The sequence below is a fragment of the Streptomyces sp. NPDC002588 genome (genome assembly GCF_040295925.1).
Taxonomy (GTDB): Bacteria; Actinomycetota; Actinomycetes; order Streptomycetales; family Streptomycetaceae; genus Streptomyces.
Window position 1 is genome coordinate 1 of record NZ_JBEOWF010000021.1, and the last position, 19481, is coordinate 19481.

The following is a 19481-nucleotide window of genomic DNA, read 5'->3' on the forward strand; positions in this document are numbered from 1 at the left end:
ACGGCTCTGGGGTTGGGGGCGGACACAGCCCCCCCCCCCCCACGCCGCTGCCGCCGCACCCTCGCCGCACCCGGCCGCTCGCTGCTCGGCGGCACCCCGTACCAGGTGCTCTGACCGGGAAAGTTCGCCGGGTTGCTGGGTGGGTGAATGACGTGCGACAACTTCCAACGACGGAGATCCGCCCCATAAGATCTTGAGCGCAGGCACGCATGTCGGAGGGCAATGATGGAACAACCGCGGATACGCCTCGGCAGCGATGATGCGTGGCTGGAGCTGGCTCGGACCGGTGGGGACGGTTGGCAGGTCACCGCAGATTGGAGCTCCTGCCTGACGGCTGACTTCACCGCGGATCTCAGCGCTGCCGAGGCTGCGAACTTCGCGGCGCGGATGCTCTCGCACCTGCACACTCCGTCGAGTGTCCGCTTTTCGGCGGCGGTGACTCCGGGCCGCAACAATCCGCTGACATTGAACGCGGAGCCAGTCGGGGACGGTTTCGCCTTCTTCGTGCGCCTGACCCCCAATGGCGACGACACCGTGTGTCACTTGCAGATGGAGATCGATCCGATCGCCACGTCGGAACTCCGTGAGGCGTTCCATGCACTGCACGCGGCGCTGGACGAGTAGTTCCGATTGCGAGGTTCTCAGACGGAGGGAGGGTGTCCAACATCGGGTTGTGACGACCGATTTACACACCCTCTTGACGGCACTGTACGTGCATGTCGATGACCGTTTGAAGACCCCGCGGTGGCGTGGGCGGCCGCCGCGGCTGACCGATGCCGAGCTGGTGACTCTGGCGGTGGCCCAGGTCGTACTGGGCTTCCACTGCGAGGCCCGCTGGCTGCGCTTCGCCCACGCCCATCTGCACGGGATGTTCCCGTATCTGCCGCAACGGCCCGCCTACAACAAGCGGCTGCGAGCTGCTCTGCCCCTGGTCAAGCGGGCCATCCGGTCGCCGGCAGCGGCTACCGACCTGTGGCCGGACGATGTGTGGATCGTGGACTCCACACCCGTCGAGTGCGCACGCTCCCGCGAGACGGTCAAACGCTCCGACCTGGCCGGCTGGGCCAACTACGGCTACTGCCGCTCGCACTCCCGTTTCTACAGGGGCCTGAAGCTGCACCTGGTGTGCACCCCGGCTGGCCTGCCCGTCACCTGGGCCCTGGCCGATCCGAAGATCGACGAGCGGCAGGTCCTGGCCGCCCTGACCGACAACGAACCTCATCTGGCGGCGGCCCGGCCGGGCCTGCTGATCCTGGCGGACAAGGGCTACATCGCCGCCGAACTCGACCGCTTCCTCGCCGCCCGCGGCATCAGCCTGCTACGGCCCTCCTACCGCAACCGCGGCACCCCACACCCCGCCGAACCCCTGCTCAAAACCGTCCGCCAGCTGATCGAATCGGTCAACGACGCCCTCAAAGGCCAGCTCGACCTCGAACAGCACGGCGGCCGCACCATCGACGGCGTCGGAGTCCGGGTGGCCCAGCGAATCCTGGCGATGAACTGCGCAATCTGGCACAACCGCACCATCGGCGCCCCCATCACCAGGTCACTCATCGCCTACGCCCACTGAGCCACATCGGAACTACTCATCTAGGGGCGGTGCAGGGTGATGACCGAGGGGGTGCCCGGGGCTCCCTTGACGACGAACAGTTGCGGCCGGTCGACCGTGCCGGCCGCCTGCCAGTCACGGAGGGCGCCGCAGCCCGGGATCGTGAGCGTGATTCGGTCCCGCATCCCGTCGTGGGCCGGGCGGCCGGCCTCGGGCTGCGGCACGAAGGCCCACGTCCCGGTGCCCGAACATGAGTCCCACGGCCCGGCGTTCTCGTCGACCAACGGCATGTTGTCGCCCTCGGCCTCGCCGCTCTCGCTCAGCCGCAGCCGGTACGCACCGCCGCCGCCGGTCCAGTCCCCGACGTACTGACTCCGGTCAAGCCGGAGCGGCTCGTACGCGTGCCAGTGGGTCCACTCCTGGAGGAACCCGCCGACCACGGCGAGGAGCAGGACCGCTCCGGTGACAGCGCCGATTCGTGCCGCCATCGCGCCCCAACCCAGCGACCGGTGGTGCGCGTACCAGGCTGCCGTCACCGGAAGTAGCCCGGTGCCCGCGATCCAGACCACCGTCCACCCGACCGGGATGTCCCACACGGAGGTGGCCCACGCCATGTGGGCCGCGGTGACCGCGGCGGCCCCGAGCGCCGCCCGCAGCGCCGCCCACGGCGGGGCCACCAGAAGCCGGGCCAGCGCCATGGCAGGCAGGGTGAACAGCAGCCAGTGCAGGTACCCGGCGAGGACTATGAGGAGGAGCACCCGGGGAGTCCAGGCGAGGGCGCCACCGGCGAAGCCGACGCCATGGTCGTCGCGCATGCCGGCGGTGGCGAGGAAGACCGCTCCCGCGACGACGAGCTGCGCCATGAAGGCCAGCTCCGCCCCGGTCGCCAGGTGCGACCACCTCCCGCCGGACGCTGGAGCGGCAGGCTGCGGACTCGGCTGCAGAGCCACTACTGGCACCCCCCAATCCCTGGTCATCAGCCTGGCTGTCACCCTGACGAGGCGAATCACGCGAAATCCCCGTCCTCGCCGGCCGTGAACACCGCGTGTGCCGCAGAGCCCGTCCCCCGAGCCGTAGCCGATCGCCCGTTTCACCCGGAAGTTTCCCAGACGGCCCCGATCCCACCCCGGCTACGAGGAGGCATGAGTCTGGCCTACCGGGAGCCGGGGCGGCATCCGTGAAACCCCGTGCTTCGCCACGTAGTTGCCGGTGGACTCGGACGTGGATGTGACACTGACCACGAAGGCGGGAGCACGGAGCCTTCGATGGTGTGTGCGGCGGCACAGCCGCTGACTGCCTCACGTCGGCATGCCGACGAAGTTCGCTGGCTGGCGGATCGTTCGGGAGAGGCGGCGGACCTGCATGGCGCGGATTTACAGCTCGCCGCACTCGTGTATGCAGGCCGCTACGTCACCAGAGATGCGAAATCGCCGGCATGGCTTCGTTGATGTCCAGGAACAGCGTTTGCCGGCTGGTTCCGGAGGCAGTTGCTGATCAGCCGAGGCACGGATGCCGATGCCAAATGACGGCACCGCCGTGTCCCAAGTCCCGGTGACGGTCGTTGGATCACCCGTCGGCATGAGCGAGGTGGGCCTCAGCGAGAATGGCGCGATGACCATCGCTTCGTCGGTATTCCGAAGTTGACGGACGTCCCGCGTGTTGTGGTCGTCGTCGACGTGATGCGGGCCTTCACCGTGGCTGCCTGGGCCTTCTCGCATGGTGCCTAGAGGATCGTCCTGGCCTCGTCGGAGGATGAGGCACTGGCCTTGAACGAGAGTCGTTCGGGGTGGCTGGCACTGAAGGACGGTGCTCCGGCAGAGGGCTTCGACACGGTGAACTCACCTGGTCTGATCTGGTCGCTCGATCTGTCCGGTCGCACGGTTGTGCAGAAGACGACGGCCGAAACCGTCGGTGCGCTGGCCGTCGCGAGCTCGCCGCTGGTCATGTGCGCGAGTTTCATGGCAGCCGGCGCGACCGCGAAGTTCCTGAAGACCGAGGGTTCGGGTCCGGTGACGTTCGTCGTGACCGGCGATGGAGGGCAGGCCGATGAGGATCTGGCCTGCGCTGCACACATCGGTCAACGTCTCACCGGAGCCGATGCCGAGGCACCGCCGTATCTCCACCGTGTCCAGGCGTCCTCGTCGATGCGGGCGATGGTGGCCTTGACGGAGGCGTTCATCCGCATGGTGATGGAGAAGCGGGCACCCAGGGCCCGGCAGGCGTTGATGACGTCGGCGCCGTAGAACGCGGAGTCCGCCCGCAGCACCAGCAGGCCGCCGGCGCCGCAGGCGCGTGCGGTGCGGATGGTCTCAGCGGCGAACGCTGCCGCCCCGCGCGCGGAGTTCGAGGGTCCCTTGCGCAGCCTGGTGGCGGCGATCACGGGAGCTCACAGAGGTGTGGAGACGACGCCGAGCAGTCCATTCAGGCCCTTGACCTCGCTGTATCTGTAGCCAGCGCCCTGTTTGGCGTAGCCGTGGGTGCGGCGGATGGTGTCGCCGATGTCCACGTATGCGGCCTGGTCCGCGCCGGGCAGCAGCGGGGTGTGACGGGCCAGTTCGGGCAGGAACCGGCGGGCCACGCCGTGCAGTTGCTTCACATGCCCGTGGGTGAAGGAGCGCAGGAACGACCCCAGCGTGGACGGGGCCCGCACTCCGGAGAACAGGCGGCCCATATCGCACCGTGCCGCAGCCGGTCCATTTCGTCGATGCTGTCGGCGCCTGCGGCCATGCCGCCCACCAGCGACATCAGTTGCGGAGGAGACCGCCGCCGCGGTATGGGAAGACTGCATCTCGGAAGTGCCTTGCCGGGCGTGCCTGATGTGCTCCTAGAGAAACCCCATCATCGCAGGTCGCAAGGCACTTCTTCGTTTCTGGAAGAACCGTCCACCGGCATCAGGCTGGTGGATCCGAGGTCAGCGCACCAGGCAAGGGTGGCTCTCACAGTACCTGTATCACCAGGGTCTCCCAGACGTCCAAAACGCCTGTCAACATGGACGCGCACTGCAGCTTTATCCACATCAGTTCAATTCAGCTGCCGCGAATGTGCGACCGTTTCGGCGCATTCCTCCACGGCAGAAGGGACGGAGACCAATGGCGGACAACCAATTCACCACTCACACAGAACTTTTCGATCTGAGTGGGAAGTACGCCCTTGTCACTGGCGGCACCAAGGGCATTGGGATGATGATAGCCCGCGGCCTTCTCCAGGCGGGCGCCCGCGTCGTCATCAGCTCACGCAAGGCAGACACGTGCGCGGAGGCACAGCATCTACTGTCCGAATTCGGCGACGTTCAAGCAATCCCCGCCGACCTGTCCAGGCATGACGAGTGTCAGCGCCTCGCTGATCTTGTCATGGTTGGCTCGGAACGCCTGGACATCCTTGTCAACAACGCGGGAGCGATGTGGCGCGAGCCGCTGGCGACGTTCCCGGACGAGGCCTGGGACGCAGTGATCGACCTCAACCTCAAGTCGCCGTTCTGGCTGGTGCAGGCGCTGCTCCCCGCACTACGCAGGGCGGGCACCGCCGATGATCCCGCGCGGATCATCAACATCGGCAGTATCGCCGCCATCCACGTCGCCCAGTCGCCCAACTACTCGTACGCCAGCAGCAAAGCGGCACTCCATCAACTCACCAGAGTGCTTGCCCGAGAGCTGGGCCCACAGCACGTCACGGTGAACGCGGTAGCACCGGGAGTGTTCCCGTCGCAGATGATGGCGTCCACGCTCGATGCCATCGGCGACACGATCGCGGCGGCGGCCCCTCTGCGCCGACTCGGCCGCGACGACGACATGGCGGGTATCGCCGTGTTTCTCGCCAGCCGGGCTGGGTCCTACCTCACGGGCACCATCATCCCGGTGGACGGCGGCATCGCGACGACCGCATCGGGTACCCCTTAGACTGCGGGACGGGCTTACGGTGAGGGAATGGCCACGATGGATCTACGCACCGCGATCCGGGAGTTTCTCAGCTCGCGTCGCGCCCGCATCGCACCCGAGCAGGCGGGCCTGCCCGCTTACGGCGGCAACCGTCGGGTCAAAGGTCTGCGCCGCGAGGAAGTAGCGCTACTGGCGGGGGTATCGGTCGACTACTACGTGCGCATGGAGCGCGGCAGCCTCGCCGGTACCTCCGACGGCGTGCTCGACGCGTTGGCCTCTGCCTTGCAACTCGACGAGGCCGAGCGCGACCACCTGTTCCACCTCGCGCGCCAATCCAGGGCGCCCAGCGGCCCACGTCGGCGTAGGCCTGCCGTGACGGTGCGCTCGACGCTGCGGCAGGTGCTCGACGCGATCTCCGATGCGCCGGCCTGGATCGGTAACGGCCGTTATGACGTGCTCGCCATGAATCAACTCGCTCGCGCGCTGTATTCACCGGTGCTGGCCGACCCGCGACGGCCCGCGAACACAGCGCGGTTCGTCTATCTAAACCCCGAGGCGGCCAGAGATTTCTTTGTCGACTACGACCAAATTGTCGGTGCCGCGGCCGCCAAGCTACGCATGGAAGCCGGCCGCAATCCGCACGACGAGGAGCTGATCGCCCTGGTCGGCGAACTGTCAACGTGCAGTGAGCTGTTTCGGCAGCGGTGGGCATCTCAGGACGTGCGGCTGCACCGGTCCGGCCGCAAGCGTGTGCGCCATCCGATCGTGGGCCAGCTCGACTTGGACATCGAGTCCCTGGAACTGCCCGCCGAACCCGGCCTGCACCTCAACGTCTACACCGCACCCGCGGGCACACCGACCGCTGACAATTTAGCGCTCCTGGCGTCGTGGGCGGCCACCCAACAGACGCTGGCGACCGAGCTCGAAGCACACAACGGATAGTGGGGCGGCCGCTGGTCTGCCCAGCTCTTCCACTTTGTCCACAGGTCTCGGGCCCTTTCGGGCAGGTCGGTCAGGGAGCGTCAGAGGGCCGACGGTGCATGCACCGTGCTGAACAGCTGGATGAAGTCCATGCTCCAGGGCCGGCGTTCGGGCAGGTGCAGGGTGAGGCGGCGGGCGGAGCGGGCCAGGCGGGCGGGCACGTTGATCAGGCGGTCACGGATGGTGGCGGTGGTCGCCCTGGCATGGAACGCGGAGGCCAGGGCGCCGGCGGCGCGGGTCAGGTCGTGTGCCAGGCCCGCCAGGGCGAGCCACGCGGCATTGGCCTGGAAATGACCGGACCGCGCGTGGAGTGCGAAGCTCTGCTCGACGACCCCTCGGTGGACGCCCAGTCCTGAGCCGTGTTCGGTGCCGCGGCGGGCGATGACCGGCGTGATCCTGCCGCTCGGACCTGCTTGCGGTACTTGTCGTTGTCGGAGAGGCGGTCGGGGCGTCGGCGGGGCCGTCCGCGTCGGCCGCGCACCGATGGAACGGCCTCAATGAGCTTCGGTGATCAGATGGTGCCTGGAGCCTGTTCCGGCACGGTCGACCGGGCTCGGTCCGGTTTTGGGCCGCCCTTCATGGCCCGTACGTGGGAGCCCTCGATCACCTCCCTCGACCAGTCCAGAGCGCCGGCGGCATGGAGCTCGGCCAGCAGCGATTCGTGCGGACGCTGCCAGACACCCACGTCGTTCCAGTCCCGCAGACGACGCCAGCAGTTCATGCCGGAGCCGAAGCCCAGCTCCTGGGGAAGGAACTCCCACGGAATGCAGGTGTACAGCATGACCAGGATCCCGCACACGACCTTGCGGTCATCCAGACGCTTGGTCCCGGGTGATCGGCCCGGCGCGGTCCGACCGGCGGCTACGGCTCGATCCGCGCCCACAACTCATCGGACACGATCCAGGGAAGTTGCTCACCCCTCCTTATGTGAAGGCTGACATACCGTCAGATACCACCGTTCCAAGAGGAGAAGCGCCGCCTTTTTGTTAGGAGTTCTCATGCGATCGCTCAACCATCCGTCGGCCGCGCCGATCATTGCCGCGATGCGTGCGAGGGTGAATGCTCCTGCCAGGCCCCAGACGTCCATGAGCGCACCGCCCGCTGACGATCCATCCTGTCCCGCTGCAGTACAGCTCAGTCGCAGATCGAACCGGGTGCCCCCTGGGCTGCGAGCCGTGCCCACGCGGCGGGGCCACGCCGGTCTTTACGGGAGTGGTCGGGATGCGCTGCAATCGTTGCGCGGCCCGCCTGCACGGAGGTTACCGATCATGTCGACCACGGCGACCCCACAGCTCCGCGAGCGGCTTGCCACGGACATCTCCCGGATCATGGTTCTCCGCCTGTTCGGCGTGCGGGCTGCCGGATCACGCAATCTTTGGAATCGAAAAGCAGGGGTCCTCTTCATCTCCGTCAGCTATGCACCGCCCATCGTCGTCGCCGTGTCACAAATACGAAATCCCGCCGTCCTGTTCCAAGGAGACTTCTTCCTCTGGCTCACGTACTACTCGACGGTGAATCTCGTCGTTGTCCTCTGCCAGTGGTCAGGCTGCCGTGTACTGTATTACAGCATTGCCAGCGTGGACGAAATTCTGACAGCACGTGGACGACGCCGGTTCCATGAATGGATCGACCGCGGAACAGCGCCCTCACGTCAATTACGGTACATGGCGGGGGGCGCGACGGTGTCCGTGGCGGCTGTGTATGCGTTGTCCAAGGCGCATCTGCTCACCGACCAGAAGCTCCTCATGGCCGCCGCCTTCGCCGCTGTGGCCATGACCGGAGCCGCAGGGGCAAACTGTCTCTACTGGATTCTGCGGGCTGCGAAACTCTCCCGGGTCATCACGGCCACCGGCTGTTTGTCACTGTGGTGGGTTGCCCCGGCCAGCACACCCGGAATGGAGAATTTGGCCCGCTGGTACCGGCTGGTGACCGCCTGGTCCGCAATCGGGCTGACCGTGTCGTTCGCACCGGTGATATATCTTTCCCGGCACGCACCTGAAAACAAATTATTGTCGGCGGTCAAGTGGACCTTTGCGGTGGCCCTTATGTCCGCCCTGATCCTCCTCGTTCTGTATTCCCACTGGCGCCTTTCGCTGGCGGTCACGGAGCGGCGCATCGCGACACTCCGTCGACTCAACCACGCCATGCCGCAGCGTCCCCCCGTTCGTCCACAAGAGTTCGACGACGAAGTACAACGGATACACGGGCTCTTCAAGGACGTCAGCAGTGGCCCCCTCGGCATGGTGAACAGTCAGACGCTGGCCTCCATGGTGCTGGCCCTCCTGACCGGCACCGTGCCTCTGGTCGTCACTCTTCTGGTCCGCTAGGTGTAGTCAGGCCAGCGTCGAGGTGTCGATCACGAAGCGGTAGCGCACGTCGGAGGCGAGGACGCGCTCGTATGCCTCGTTGATCTTCTCTGCGGGGATGATCTCGGTCTCGGAGCCGATGCCGTGCTCGGCGCAGAAGTCGAGCATCTCCTGGGTCTCGCGGATGCCGCCGATCAGGGAACCGGCGTACGAGCGGCCGCGCAGGATCAGCGAGAACACGTTGAGGGACAGCGGCTCGGCGGGGGCGCCGACGTTGACCAGGACGCCGTTCACGGCCAGCAGGCCGAGGTAGGCGTCGAGGTCGAGCTTGGCGCTGACCGTGTTGACGATGAGGTCGAAGGTGCCGGCCAGTTGCTCGAAGGTGGCCGGGTCGCTGGTGGCGTGGTAGTGGTCGGCGCCCAGGCGCAGGCCGTCGTCCATCTTCTTCAGCGACTGCGACAGGACGGTGACCTCGGCGCCCATCGCGTGTGCGAGCTTGACGGCCATGTGGCCCAGGCCGCCCAGGCCGATGACGGCGACCTTCTTGCCCGGGCCCGCGCCCCAGCGGCGCAGCGGGGAGTAGGTGGTGATGCCGGCGCACAGCAGCGGGGCCGCCTCATCGAGGTCGATGCCGTCGGGGATACGGACGACGAAGTCCTCGGTGACGACGACGTGGGTGGAGTAGCCGCCCTGGGTGATCGTGCCGTCCTTGTCGATGCCGCCGTAGGTGAGGGTGTTGCCCTTCAGGCAGTACTGCTCCTCGCCCTTCAGGCACGAGTCGCATTCACGGCAGGACTCGACCATGCAGCCGACGCCGGCCCGGTCGCCGACGGCGAACCCGGTGACCGCGGAGCCGATCTCGGCGACGATGCCGGCGATCTCGTGCCCGGGCACGATCGGATAGCTCTGCTCGCCCCACTCGCTGCGGGCGTGGCTGATGTCGGAGTGGCAGATACCGCAGTACTTGATCTCGATGAGGACATCGTGCGGGCCCACGTCACGCCGCTCGACGGTGGTCGGGGCAAGGGGTTCGGCAGCGGCCGTGGCGGCGTACGCGTTGACGGTGAACATGGCTTCTCCGGTCTGATGGTTCTGGTGCACTTGCTGTCGGCCTTGCGCGATCCGGTCAGCGGGGTTCGAGCCGCATCGTGGTGGAGCTCGCCTCGGGGCTGGTGATGGCCTTGATGATGTACGCGGCGTAGTGCCCGTACTTGGTCCGGTAAGCGGTGTCCACGGCGTCATTGACCTCGACGTCGGCGTCGATGATCGTGACGTCCTTGCCGACTCCGCCCGCCTGGACACGGCCTTCCCGGCGGGCCCGGGTGCCGCGGTACCAGTCGGAGCCGGGGCCGTTGACGGAGCGGACGTAGATGCCGTCGCCCACGCGGACCACCCAGATCGTCCGCCGGCTGCCCAGCTCGCCGCCGCGTCGCAGGGAGGCGATCTGCAGTTCCTCCGCGTTTCCGATGCTGTCGAGCTCCTCGCTCGTCCAGGCCGATGTCGAGGTCATGAGGTCTCCTCCTTGAGGAGTACGGACGCCGCCGCGGTCAGGACCACGAGGAGCGCGGCGATCAGGAGGCTGGTGCGCAGGCCGTGCAGGAAATGCGTGTGCCGGGAGACCAGGGCGCCGAAGACGGCCACGGACAGGGCGCCGCCGAGCTGGCGGGAGGCGTTCAGCACGCCGCTCGCGGTTCCCGCTCGCTGAGCCGGGACCCGGTCGAGAAGCAGTGAGGTCACCGCCGGTACGGCGAGGCCGCCGCCGGTTCCGACCGGGATCATCAGCAGGACCAGCAGCCACGCGGGCGCCGACGCCGACGGAACGCAGAGCACCACGAGGCCGGCGGCCATCAGGAGCTGCCCGGTGACGATCGGCATCCGCGGCCCGAACCTCGCGGCGAGCCGGGCGGCGGTCGGGCTGACGACCGCGGTCACCAGTGTCATCGGCAGGAACGCCAGGCCGGTGGCCGTCGGCGACAGGTCCTGTTGTTGCTGGAGGTACAGGCCGAGCAGGAAAATCATGCCGTAGAAGCCGACGTTGAGGGCGAACCCGATGGTCGCCGAGAGAGCCATCGTCCGGGCGCACAGGAGCTCCAGTGGCACCATCGGGTTCTGGCCGCGTGCCTGGGCCACCAGGAAGACCACCGCCGCGACCACGGCCACCGCCAGGGCGAGCAGCACGCGCGGCGCGTCCAGGCCGACGGCACCGGCCTCGATGGCCGCGTAGGTCAGGCCGCCCATCGCCGCCACGGCGGCGATCTGTCCGGTCCAGTCGAACGGGGCGTCGCCCCGGCGGGGCGAGCGGGCGGTCCGGGTGAGCAGGAACAGCGCCAGCAGGCCCACCGGCAGATTGACGAAGAAGATCATCCGCCAGCTGAGCTCGCTCAGCACCCCGCCCAGCACCGGCCCCGCCGCGGCGCCCACCGACCCGCCCATCGCCCACACCGAGATCGCCCGGGCACGCCGGGCCGGGTCGGGGAACGCCTCGCGGATCAGGGCCAGCGAGGCCGGTACGATAACCGCGGCGCCCGCACCCTGCACCAGCCGTGCCACGACCAGCACGCCCAGGTTCGGTGCGAAACCACAGGCCGCAGAGGCGGCGGTGAACACCACGAGCCCCGCCCCGAAGGCCTGGCGCGCGCCGATGCGGTCGGTCACGGACCCCGCGGACAGCAGCAGCGCGGCGAACATCAGCGTGTAGCCGTCCACCACCCACTGCAGCCCCGTCATGCCGCCGCCGAAGCCGCGCCCGATCTCGGGCAGGGCGACGTTGACGATCAGAGCGTCGAGCGTCATCACGAAGAAGCCGAGCAGCGCGGCCGCCAGCGCCCACCGGGCACCGTTCGCGGTGGGGCCGGGCCGCCCGGCGGCGGTATCGGCCGACGGCGACGGCCTGTCCGATGCGACGGAACTGGACACTGGTGGATCTCCTGACGGGGAAACGGGCTCTCGGTACGGAACGAGGGCTTCGACCGCCGTCCAGCCTGCGCGCCGGACGCGTCGCGTGGCAGGCCGAGCTGTGCCGGGGAGCGCTGTTCGGGGGTGTGACAGGGCCCCCCAGCCCAGCCCGTGGATCCCTGTTGCCCGGCCTGCCAGACTGGCCGCATGGCACGTGAGCAGCGCAACGGCGGCGACGGCACTGAGCTGGGGCGTTTCCTGCGTGCCCACCGCACCCGGGTGACGCCCGAGGAGGTGGGTCTCAAGGCGGGCCCCGGCCTGCGGCGCACGCCCGGTCTGCGCCGTGAGGAGCTGGCCACCCTCGCGGGGGTGAGCATCGACTACTACACGCGCCTGGAGCGGGGCAAGGAGGCCCACCCCAGCCCGTCCGTCGTCGACGCGCTCGCGCGTGTCCTCCTGCTGGACGAGCGCGCGCACGAGCACTTGCGGGACCTCGCCGTCCGTGCCGCCCGCCCGGCCGCCTCCGAGCCCCCGAAGGCGCCCACCTCGTCGGTAGGACCCGGGATCAAGCTGCTGTTGGAGAGTCTGCGGCCCAACCCCGCGGTCGTGGTCGGTCGTACGATGGACCTGCTGGCCTGGAACCCGGGTGGGCTGCGGTTGTTCGTGGGCATGGAGCAGTGGCCGGCGGAGAAGCGCAACGTCGCGCGCTGGGTGTTCCTCGATCCGGGCGCCCGCACGGTCTTCGAGCACTGGGACGAGCAGATCCGCGCGTGCGTGGGGCGCCTGCGCGCCCTGGCCGGCACCGACCCGGATGCCCCCGACCTCGTCGGGCTCGTCGACGAACTACTGGCCGAGAGCCCGGAGTTCGCACGACTGTGGGACCGTTACGACGTCCGGGCGCACACCCACGGCCGTAAGACCTTCCGTCTGCCGGACCTCGGCGAACTCACCCTCGACTACCAGTCCATGCAGTTGGAAGGTGCCCCGGGCCACCGGCTGGTCGCCCACTACGCGATCCCCGGCACCGCCGACCACAACAAGATGATCCTCCTCGACCTGACCGCCACCGAAGAGGACCTCAAGGCCGTGGAAGAGAAGGGGAATTGACGGCGGCGGCCGAAGCCGCTTCACCCGGCCGGCTCAGCGGCGGCTGAACGAGCCCAGTTCGGATGTCGATGTGTGTGACGCCCAGGCCGAGCGCGCGGTGGTTGGCGCGGATGCGTTCGGCGTCGTCCGCGTTGGCGCCGGTGCAGAGGGCGTTGATGGGCATCGGGCCCATGCCGATCCGGTCGGCGTCCAGCTCGCCGCCAAGCCCGATGTGCCTCATGGCGCTGCTCCCTGTGGGGCCGGGTGCTGTTCGCGGAGGGTCCCAGCCCTCGGCCGTCCAGAGTTTCGGGCCGGTGCTCCGCACGCAGGCTGTCGGCGCCGGGACGAACGAGTCTCCGACGGAGATCCCCGATGGCATCGGCTCTCTCCGCCTCGCACGCCGCATGGCAGGGCGGGCCGTGCCGGGGAGCGGCATTCCGGGGTGTGACAGGGCCCCCCACGCATATGCCGCGGAGGTGGTGCAGACCGCAGACTGGAAGACATGAACAGCGAGCAGCAGAGCGGTGGGGGCACCGAGCTCGGGCGCTTCCTGCGCGCCCGCCGAGCCCGGGTGGCCCCGGAGGAGGCCGGCCTGACGCCGGGTGCCGGCCTGCGCCGTACGCCTGGGCTGCGCCGCGAGGAACTGGCCACCTTGGCCGGGATCAGCATCGACTACTACGTCCGTCTGGAGCGCGGCAAGGAGACCCGGCCCAGCGCGTCCGTGGTCGATTCCCTCGCCCGCGCCCTCCTGCTGGAGGACGACGAGCACGAGCACCTGCGCAGTCTGGCCGCCCGTGCCGCGCGCAGCGCGCCCGAGCCGCCCGCAGCGCCCAGCCGCACCGTCCGGCCCGGAGTGAAGCTGCTCCTGGAGAGTCTGCGCCCCTACCCCGCGCACGTCGTCAGCCGCACCAACGACCTGCTCGCCGCCAACCCCGGCGGCCTGCGGCTCCTCCCCGGCCTCGAGGACTGGCCGGCCAGGGAGCGCAACATCGCTCGCTACCTCTTCCTCCACCCCGCCTCGCGTGAGCTGTTCCGCGACTGGAACACCCAGGTCCGCGGCTGCGTGGCCCGGCTGCGCGCCCTGGCCGGCACCGATCCGGACGCCCCCGACCTCACCCGGCTCGCCGGTGAACTCCTGCTGAAAAGCCCGGAGTTCGCCCGCCTGTGGGAGCGCTACGACGTCAAGGGGCACTCTCACGGCCGCAAGACCTTCCACCACCCCGACGTCGGCGACCTCACTCTCGGCTACCAGTCCATGGAACTGGAAGGCACCCCGGGCCACCGCATGGTGACGTACCACGCCGAGCCCGGCACGGCAGATCACGACGCGATGGTCCTGCTCGATCTGCTCGGGCAGGAGCAGTCCACGAAGAAGACCCCGGCACACGACGACCGGTCGGCGGCTGTGGAGGACGATCCGGCCTCCCCCTCGTCCTGACCCCTCCCCCGGTTCTTCTCCCGATCGATCCGCGGCCGTGCCGCCACCCGCTTCCCCGGCGGACAACCTGAGCGCCTGCCCTGAGGGGGCCTGCCCTGAGGACAGAGAGCCCGCCGACGCGGCCTGCCGCACCGATGGCAGGTCTTGCCCCACCCACGGCCCGGACGAGGGCGGATTCGCGGCCGCGGCTCTCGGTTCGTTACGGCGTGGTCAGCTCACCGGCGCGCAGCGCCGCGGTCACGCCGCCGTCCATCAGGAGGTCGGCGCCGGTGATGAAGCCGGCCTCGCGACCGAGCAGGAAGGCGGCGGCCGCGGCGACCTCCTCGGAGGTGCCGAAGCGCTTGGCGGCCGAAACCTCGCGCACCGTCTCGAACCACTCACGGCGTGGGCCGGACAGTTCGTCGAGGGCCAGCGGGGTGATGATCACGCCGGGGCTGACGGCGTTGACGCGGGCTCCGCGCTTGCCCCACGCGGCGGCGGCGGTCTGCACGCGCAGCGAGTTGGCCCGCTTGGACATGGCGTAGGCGTGGACGGAGGTGCCGATCTGGTCGGGCTGCAGGAACGGCAGCGCGAGCAGCTGCGAGGTCTCGGTGGTCGCGAGTGCGTGCTCGATCTCGCGCGAGTAGGGGCTCTCCCGGTGCCCGGCCATGCTGGCGACCACGATGCCGGCCCCGCCCGGCGCGATCACACGGGCGAACGCGTCGAGGACGTACGCCGTGCCGAGCAGATCGACGTGCAGGAGCCGCTCGATGGTCGCCTGGGTGGGTGAGACGCCGGCGGCCTGGATCACCTGGGTGACCGCGCCCATCTCGGCGGCCGTGGCGGCCAGTGCCTCGACCTGGGCCGGATCGGAGATGTCGGTGGTCTGGACGGCGACCTCGTAGCCCTCGCCGCGCAGCTGCTCGGCCGCGGCCTGCGAGGCCTTCTCGTCGTGGCCGGCCAACAGCAGGGTGCGGCCTGCGCCGACCCGGCGGGCGATGGCCAGGCCGATGCTGCCGGGGCCGATGACGACGACGATTTCCTTGGCGGCCTTGCGCTCGGTGCTCATTCTTCGGACTCCTTCATTCCATGTTTTCGGGGTGGCCGGGTGCCCGGGACGTGGCCGGCAGACCGATCGGCTCCGCGTTGCCGGGCACCGCTCGGTGCCGCCCTCGCTCTCTGTACCGCGTCCGGGCCTGACGAGCGTCCTGACTCCCGCAGGAGATCCGCCGGTCCGGCCGGGACCCGGAGCGGGCCTCGCTGCTTCGGATCCCGGCGCCGACCGGTTAGGACGGGAAGTCGGCGAACAGAGCAGAAAAGTTGATCTTCCCCTGTTGGAGCTTCGCGTCTCGGGACTCGGCGAACCCACCGTCGGTGATGTACAGCCGCTGTCCGCGCACCACGGTCGCGGTCGGCGAGGCGAGCCCGTCCGCGCTGGTCAGCACGGTCTTCTTGGTGCCGTTCGGGTAGACCACGGCGATCTCGTTGGGGCTGTTCAGCGCGGCGAACACCACGTTTGACCGGCCGCTCAGGAAGTTGAAGTCGTCGATGCCCACGACGCCGCTGGTCACGGCATGGACAGGGCCGGCCGAGCCGGTGGCGGTGACCGGCACCCGCAGCAGGGTGCCCTCGCTGAAGTTGGAGACCCACACGGCGCCGTTGTGGAAACGGAGCCCGTTCGCGCCCAACGGCAGCGGGGACTCAGCCGGCGCGAGGGAGGCGTCGGTCAGCCAGCGAGTCGCCGTTCCGCCCGAGACCGGAACGGTCCAGACGGCACCCTTGAAGCTTTCGGCGACGTACAGGGTGCGTCCGGCCGGGTCGATGGCCAGGCCGTTGGGGAGCTCACCGGCGGGCAGGGCGGCGATGCGCCGCGGGCTTTTGGCCAGCGGCAGCTTCCACACGCCGGACCGGGCGGCGTCGGTGGAGGACACGTTGTAGTAGACGCTGCCGTCGGGCCCGCGCGTGTTGCCGGTGATCATGTCACCCGGCTGCCCGGCGACGAGCACCTCACGGTGCCCTGCCCCGTCGACCCGCACGAGCGCCGGACGCCGGCCCGCCGAACCGCCGAGCATCGAGACGGTCAGCGAGCCGTCCGGGTTGAGGGTGACGTTCTCCGGCGCGTCACCGACCGTGAAATCGAAGGAGGCGACGGTCTTCACGTGGGTGACGACCGGTTTCGGCTGCGCCTGGCCCGTCACGGCGGACGCGTACGGCGCCGAGACGAGGACGGCCGACGTCGCGGCAACCGCCGCCGCGAGCCTGACCCGCTCCTTCAGGGGGATACGTCCGTGGTTCATCGCATTCTCTTCGTGTTGCGGCCGCGCCCTCCCCCCTTCCCGGGCAGCCCTCGGCAGGGTGCGGACAGAGATGGAGGAGATGCAGCGGCGTCGGTGGCGGCCGTTCACGAGAGTGAGCAGCTCGTCGGGCTCGGCCAAGTCGGCCGCATTCGGTTCGATGTCCCCGCGTCGGTGTTCGCGAGCACGCGCGATGTCCGGTGTCCTCGGTCTGCGGTGTCACGCATGGCTGCTTGGCCCAATGCCAGGCTAGGGGCCCGGCCCGTTGGCTGACAGGCCGGGCTGTACCGGGGAGCGGTGTTCCAGGCTGTGGCACGGCCCCCCACCCGCCGAACAGCCCTCAGGCGAGGGTCGCGCGGGCGTCGCCCGCGGAACGTCGGACGGCGGTGTCGGTCAGTTCCCTCACCTTGCCGACGGGCACCGGGACGCCCGGGACCTCGAAGAACCAACGGCCCGTCTCCTCGGCGGTCAGCCCTTCAGGCCGTACCGGCAGGTACGGCTGGACGTAGACCGGGGTGCCCGGCTCGCTGCGCCAGCTGTCGGCGAGAGTGCCGATGTCCACGGCGTCGTAGCCCAGCGCGTCCAGCAGCTCGGCCACCTGGGACTTGGCAGCCTCGTCGTCACCGGCGACGGGCAGGGCGCTGCGGTCGTCGGCGTCGGCGGGCCGGGCGGAGCTGAACAGGCGCACGAAGTCGATGCTGTTGAAGGCCTTGACCACCTGGGAGCCGGCCAGGTGTCGCTGGACCAAGGCGCTGGAGGTCTGCTCGCCGGCGTCGAGCTCGGCGATCCGGTCGTCACGCTCCGGGTAGTAGTTCATGGTGTCGATGACCGTCTTGCCGGCCAGGGCGGCGGCGGGGAGCTGCTTGTAGGTGTTCAGCGGGACGGTCGCCACCACCAGGTCGCCGGCCTGCGCGGCCTCGGCGGGGGTGGCAGCGTGCGCCCGTTCGCCGAGTTCGGCGACAAGGCCGGCGAGGGTCTCGGGCCCGCGGGAGTTGCTCAGTACGACATTCAGGCCGGCGGCGACCGCCAGGCGGGCCAGCGCGCTGCCGATGTTGCCGGCGCCGATGAGGCCGAGGGTCTTGATCACGGATCGATCTCCTTGTGGGGCGTGTGGGGTGGCATGACGAGGAGTCAGCGACCGACGGTGAGCACTGCGAGCCTGCGACGGCGGTGTCCAGCAGGAAGGCGGCGACGTCGGCTCCGGAGAACCTGGACAGGCCGGGCAGGCAGGGCAGGCGGCCGAGCGCGGTCAGGTCGACGGCGTGGATGTCGCCTGTGGCGGCTTGTTGGTCAGCGGCACCGGGTAGGCCGGCGTCCAGTCCGGACCGGAGGCGGTGAGGATCCGCTCCCCCGCGGCCTTGTCGGCGGACATCCGGCCCCGGTGGCCCGCTCCACGAACAGGGCCCCGGCGGCGCCACGGAGGAGAAATTTCATCGGACACCGTCTCCCGTCAGGAGCCTCAGCGGCTCACACTTACGAAAGCATAGTACTTACTTAGAATAAGCAGACAACCCGTTGAGCATGACCCCATGAGCCGAGGGACCGACCGCATGGGAGGGATGAACGTGTTCGACCCGCAGTGCACCTCACGGAAGGTGCTGGAGCATGCGACGCCACGGTCGCCAGGCGGGTCGACTACGAACTCAGCGGTCTCGGCCGCCCGGTCGCCGAGCACGTCTGCGACCTGATCGACACGATCTACGAGCAACGGCCCGGCATCGTCGCCCACCAGCGCGCGAACGGCACCGACTCGGCGTCACCCGTGGACGACACGGCCTGCCGAGGGAACTCCTGAAGTCCACCGGTGCGATCAGCGGCGGCTACTCGTGGTCGGCGCGACCGGCAGCATCGGACGGCTCGCGATGGAGGCCGCACAACTGCATGGTCTGCGCCCCAGGCACTGGTACGCGGCCTACGGCGATGCGAAGAGCCGCTTCTCGGCGTCGAACTGGCGCGGGGCGACTCGAGGACCCCGCCTCCCAGCGGAACGCGGTCGGCGTTGCGGACGCCAGGGCGGATCTGCCTCAGCAGGTCTGGCGGAGGTAGCCGCTCTCGCCCTTGGGCAGGACCTGCGCGTCACGGCGGATGATGCTCAGCGTGCTGCCCCACTCGGAGCAGGCCTGAGACAGGCCCTTGGCCGTGTACTCGACCACGAGCACGTTGTCGTCGAAGGCCTCGGCGAACTCCCCGCACTCCTCCCACTCGCCGCACTCCTCGACGAGGGCGAAGTCCAGACCCACGGAGGTGCGGTCGGAAGCCAGTTCCAGGGTGTTCTTCTGGGCGATGGCCAGGCCCTTTTCGTGGGCGTGCGCCGACAGCAGCTTCATGAACGCCTCGGCCTGGTCGGCGTTCAGGTAGTCCCCGAAGCGGGTGAAGGCGTCGTAGTTGTCGGGCTCGACGGCATTGAACCCCTTGGCCGCGCAGTCGTCGATCCAGGTGTTCACCTGGGCGGCGATGCGCTTGCGCTTGGCATCCGTGCGGATGTCGAGGATCGCCTCGTTCCAGTCTTCGTCGGAGACTACTTCCCCATCGCCGTCGCGCAGCAGCAGGTCGTCGTCCCAGTCACCCTCGGCGCCTTCCTGCGCCTGAAACGCGTTGACGTAGCAGATGTTGTACATGCCCTGCGCGGGCTGGTCCTCGTGATCCCGGCTGACCACCTTCACGCCGGCCGGCGGAGTGTACCCACCGTTGATCTGGTAGTCCCACCCCACGTGCTTCGGGGGCGGCGTCACCGTGACGGCGGACGCTGTCGGGGTTGACAAGGGTGCGCTCACCACGGCCGCGGCGACCGCGACGATGGCGAGGCTGCGACGGGACAGCACACGACTCACGTTGTTCATCTGAGAGCAAACTCCACTTTCTTGGGGGCTGCGGGCGGGCCGAAATGGAGTTCCTCGGCGACTGCCTCGTCGATCAGCGGTGTTGCGGTGCGGCCCGCCTGAGAACCGGCGGGCCGCGTGGGCTGTGTGCGCCGTCTGGTCACACGTTCACGTTCACAGCCGATTGCAGCGCCTAGCAGGTGTAGGGGTCCCAGTACCAGGTGCTGATGACAGGGTCGTAGCCCGGGTTGTCGTGTTC

21 protein-coding genes and 2 pseudogenes are annotated in these 19481 nt (G+C 69.1%); 9 read left to right on the plus strand and 14 right to left on the minus strand.

Features of this window, described 5'->3' with window-relative positions:
* Window positions 1-222: 222 nt before the first annotated feature.
* Window positions 223-624 (plus strand): hypothetical protein, encoded by a 402-nt coding sequence (locus ABT057_RS24030; protein ID WP_352345630.1) that lies wholly within the window; start codon window positions 223-225, stop codon window positions 622-624.
* A gap of 49 nt (window positions 625-673) precedes the next feature.
* Entirely contained in the window at window positions 674-1570 is an 897-nt protein-coding gene (locus tag ABT057_RS24035) for an IS982 family transposase (RefSeq protein WP_352345631.1), read from the plus strand.
* Window positions 1571-1590: 20 nt separating this feature from the next.
* On the opposite strand, the gene ABT057_RS24040 is transcribed toward ABT057_RS24035, so the two are convergent.
* On the minus strand, window positions 1591-2412 hold the full coding sequence (locus ABT057_RS24040; protein ID WP_352345632.1) for a hypothetical protein: 822 nt from the start codon (window positions 2410-2412) through the stop codon (window positions 1591-1593).
* A gap of 702 nt (window positions 2413-3114) precedes the next feature.
* Here ABT057_RS24040 and ABT057_RS24045 point away from each other — a divergent pair.
* Window positions 3115-3711 (plus strand): annotated as a pseudogene (locus ABT057_RS24045) (2-phosphosulfolactate phosphatase); the annotation flags it as partial.
* Here the strand turns inward: ABT057_RS24045 and ABT057_RS24050 are convergent.
* Both ABT057_RS24050 and ABT057_RS24055 read right to left on the minus strand, forming a co-directional pair.
* Window positions 3627-3929 (minus strand): transposase, encoded by a 303-nt coding sequence (locus ABT057_RS24050; protein ID WP_352345633.1) that lies wholly within the window; start codon window positions 3927-3929, stop codon window positions 3627-3629. The pseudogene ABT057_RS24045 and the gene ABT057_RS24050 overlap by 85 nt on opposite strands.
* A gap of 6 nt (window positions 3930-3935) precedes the next feature.
* Window positions 3936-4220: a hypothetical protein gene (locus ABT057_RS24055; protein ID WP_352345634.1), complete on the minus strand. Its 285-nt coding sequence runs from the start codon at window positions 4218-4220 to the stop codon at window positions 3936-3938.
* A gap of 418 nt (window positions 4221-4638) precedes the next feature.
* Here ABT057_RS24055 and ABT057_RS24060 point away from each other — a divergent pair, with 418 nt between their 5' ends.
* Window positions 4639-5445, plus strand: a complete 807-nt coding sequence (locus ABT057_RS24060; protein ID WP_352345635.1) for an SDR family oxidoreductase — start codon at window positions 4639-4641, stop codon at window positions 5443-5445.
* Between the two features lie 27 nt (window positions 5446-5472).
* Window positions 5473-6366, plus strand: a complete 894-nt coding sequence (locus ABT057_RS24065; RefSeq protein ID WP_502973958.1) for a helix-turn-helix transcriptional regulator — start codon at window positions 5473-5475, stop codon at window positions 6364-6366.
* 80 nt (window positions 6367-6446) lie between these two features.
* Here ABT057_RS24065 and ABT057_RS24070 read toward each other — a convergent pair.
* Window positions 6447-6749, minus strand: a pseudogene (locus tag ABT057_RS24070) (transposase); the annotation flags it as partial.
* A 167-nt stretch (window positions 6750-6916) separates the two neighbouring features.
* Complete coding sequence (locus tag ABT057_RS49230) at window positions 6917-7186, minus strand: hypothetical protein (RefSeq protein ID WP_502973959.1); 270 nt, start codon at window positions 7184-7186, stop codon at window positions 6917-6919.
* 487 nt (window positions 7187-7673) lie between these two features.
* Between ABT057_RS49230 and ABT057_RS24080 the strand changes: the two genes are divergently transcribed.
* On the plus strand, window positions 7674-8732 hold the full coding sequence (locus ABT057_RS24080) for a hypothetical protein (protein WP_352345636.1): 1059 nt from the start codon (window positions 7674-7676) through the stop codon (window positions 8730-8732).
* A gap of 6 nt (window positions 8733-8738) precedes the next feature.
* On the opposite strand, the gene ABT057_RS24085 is transcribed toward ABT057_RS24080, so the two are convergent.
* From ABT057_RS24085 to ABT057_RS24095, 3 genes are read right to left on the minus strand one after another with little or no spacing between them, the layout of a single operon-like run.
* Entirely contained in the window at window positions 8739-9782 is a 1044-nt protein-coding gene (locus tag ABT057_RS24085; RefSeq protein ID WP_352345637.1) for an NAD(P)-dependent alcohol dehydrogenase, read from the minus strand.
* Window positions 9783-9837: 55 nt separating this feature from the next.
* Window positions 9838-10221, minus strand: coding sequence for a DUF2255 family protein (locus ABT057_RS24090; protein ID WP_352345638.1), 384 nt, complete (start codon window positions 10219-10221; stop codon window positions 9838-9840).
* Complete coding sequence (locus ABT057_RS24095) at window positions 10218-11627, minus strand: MFS transporter (RefSeq protein ID WP_352345639.1); 1410 nt, start codon at window positions 11625-11627, stop codon at window positions 10218-10220. Before ABT057_RS24095 ends, ABT057_RS24090 begins: the two co-directional genes overlap by 4 nt.
* 186 nt (window positions 11628-11813) lie before the next feature.
* On the opposite strand from ABT057_RS24095, the gene ABT057_RS24100 reads away from it, so the two are divergent.
* Window positions 11814-12713, plus strand: a complete 900-nt coding sequence (locus ABT057_RS24100; RefSeq protein WP_352345640.1) for a helix-turn-helix transcriptional regulator — start codon at window positions 11814-11816, stop codon at window positions 12711-12713.
* Here the strand turns inward: ABT057_RS24100 and ABT057_RS24105 are convergent.
* On the minus strand, window positions 12685-12933 hold the full coding sequence (locus ABT057_RS24105; RefSeq protein ID WP_352345641.1) for a hypothetical protein: 249 nt from the start codon (window positions 12931-12933) through the stop codon (window positions 12685-12687). The genes ABT057_RS24100 and ABT057_RS24105 overlap by 29 nt on opposite strands.
* A 261-nt stretch (window positions 12934-13194) precedes the next feature.
* Between ABT057_RS24105 and ABT057_RS24110 the strand changes: the two genes are divergently transcribed.
* Window positions 13195-14130 (plus strand): helix-turn-helix transcriptional regulator, encoded by a 936-nt coding sequence (locus ABT057_RS24110; RefSeq protein ID WP_352345642.1) that lies wholly within the window; start codon window positions 13195-13197, stop codon window positions 14128-14130.
* 199 nt (window positions 14131-14329) lie between these two features.
* Here the strand turns inward: ABT057_RS24110 and ABT057_RS24115 are convergent, their stop codons facing one another.
* From ABT057_RS24115 to ABT057_RS24130, 4 genes are all read right to left on the minus strand, one after another.
* Complete coding sequence (locus ABT057_RS24115) at window positions 14330-15178, minus strand: SDR family oxidoreductase (protein ID WP_352345643.1); 849 nt, start codon at window positions 15176-15178, stop codon at window positions 14330-14332.
* Window positions 15179-15395: 217 nt separating this feature from the next.
* Window positions 15396-16406 carry an SMP-30/gluconolactonase/LRE family protein gene (locus tag ABT057_RS24120; protein ID WP_352345644.1) on the minus strand — a complete coding sequence of 337 codons (1011 nt, stop codon included), beginning with the start codon at window positions 16404-16406 and terminating at the stop codon, window positions 15396-15398.
* 337 nt (window positions 16407-16743) lie between these two features.
* Entirely contained in the window at window positions 16744-17538 is a 795-nt protein-coding gene (locus ABT057_RS24125; protein WP_352345746.1) for an NADPH-dependent F420 reductase, read from the minus strand.
* A gap of 114 nt (window positions 17539-17652) precedes the next feature.
* Window positions 17653-17775, minus strand: a complete 123-nt coding sequence (locus tag ABT057_RS24130; protein WP_352345645.1) for a hypothetical protein — start codon at window positions 17773-17775, stop codon at window positions 17653-17655.
* Between the two features lie 207 nt (window positions 17776-17982).
* On the opposite strand from ABT057_RS24130, the gene ABT057_RS24135 reads away from it, so the two are divergent.
* On the plus strand, window positions 17983-18198 hold the full coding sequence (locus ABT057_RS24135) for a hypothetical protein (protein ID WP_352345646.1): 216 nt from the start codon (window positions 17983-17985) through the stop codon (window positions 18196-18198).
* 229 nt (window positions 18199-18427) lie between these two features.
* On the opposite strand, the gene ABT057_RS24140 is transcribed toward ABT057_RS24135, so the two are convergent.
* Window positions 18428-19243, minus strand: coding sequence for an endo alpha-1,4 polygalactosaminidase (locus ABT057_RS24140; protein WP_352345647.1), 816 nt, complete (start codon window positions 19241-19243; stop codon window positions 18428-18430).
* Window positions 19244-19481 lie beyond the last annotated feature (238 nt).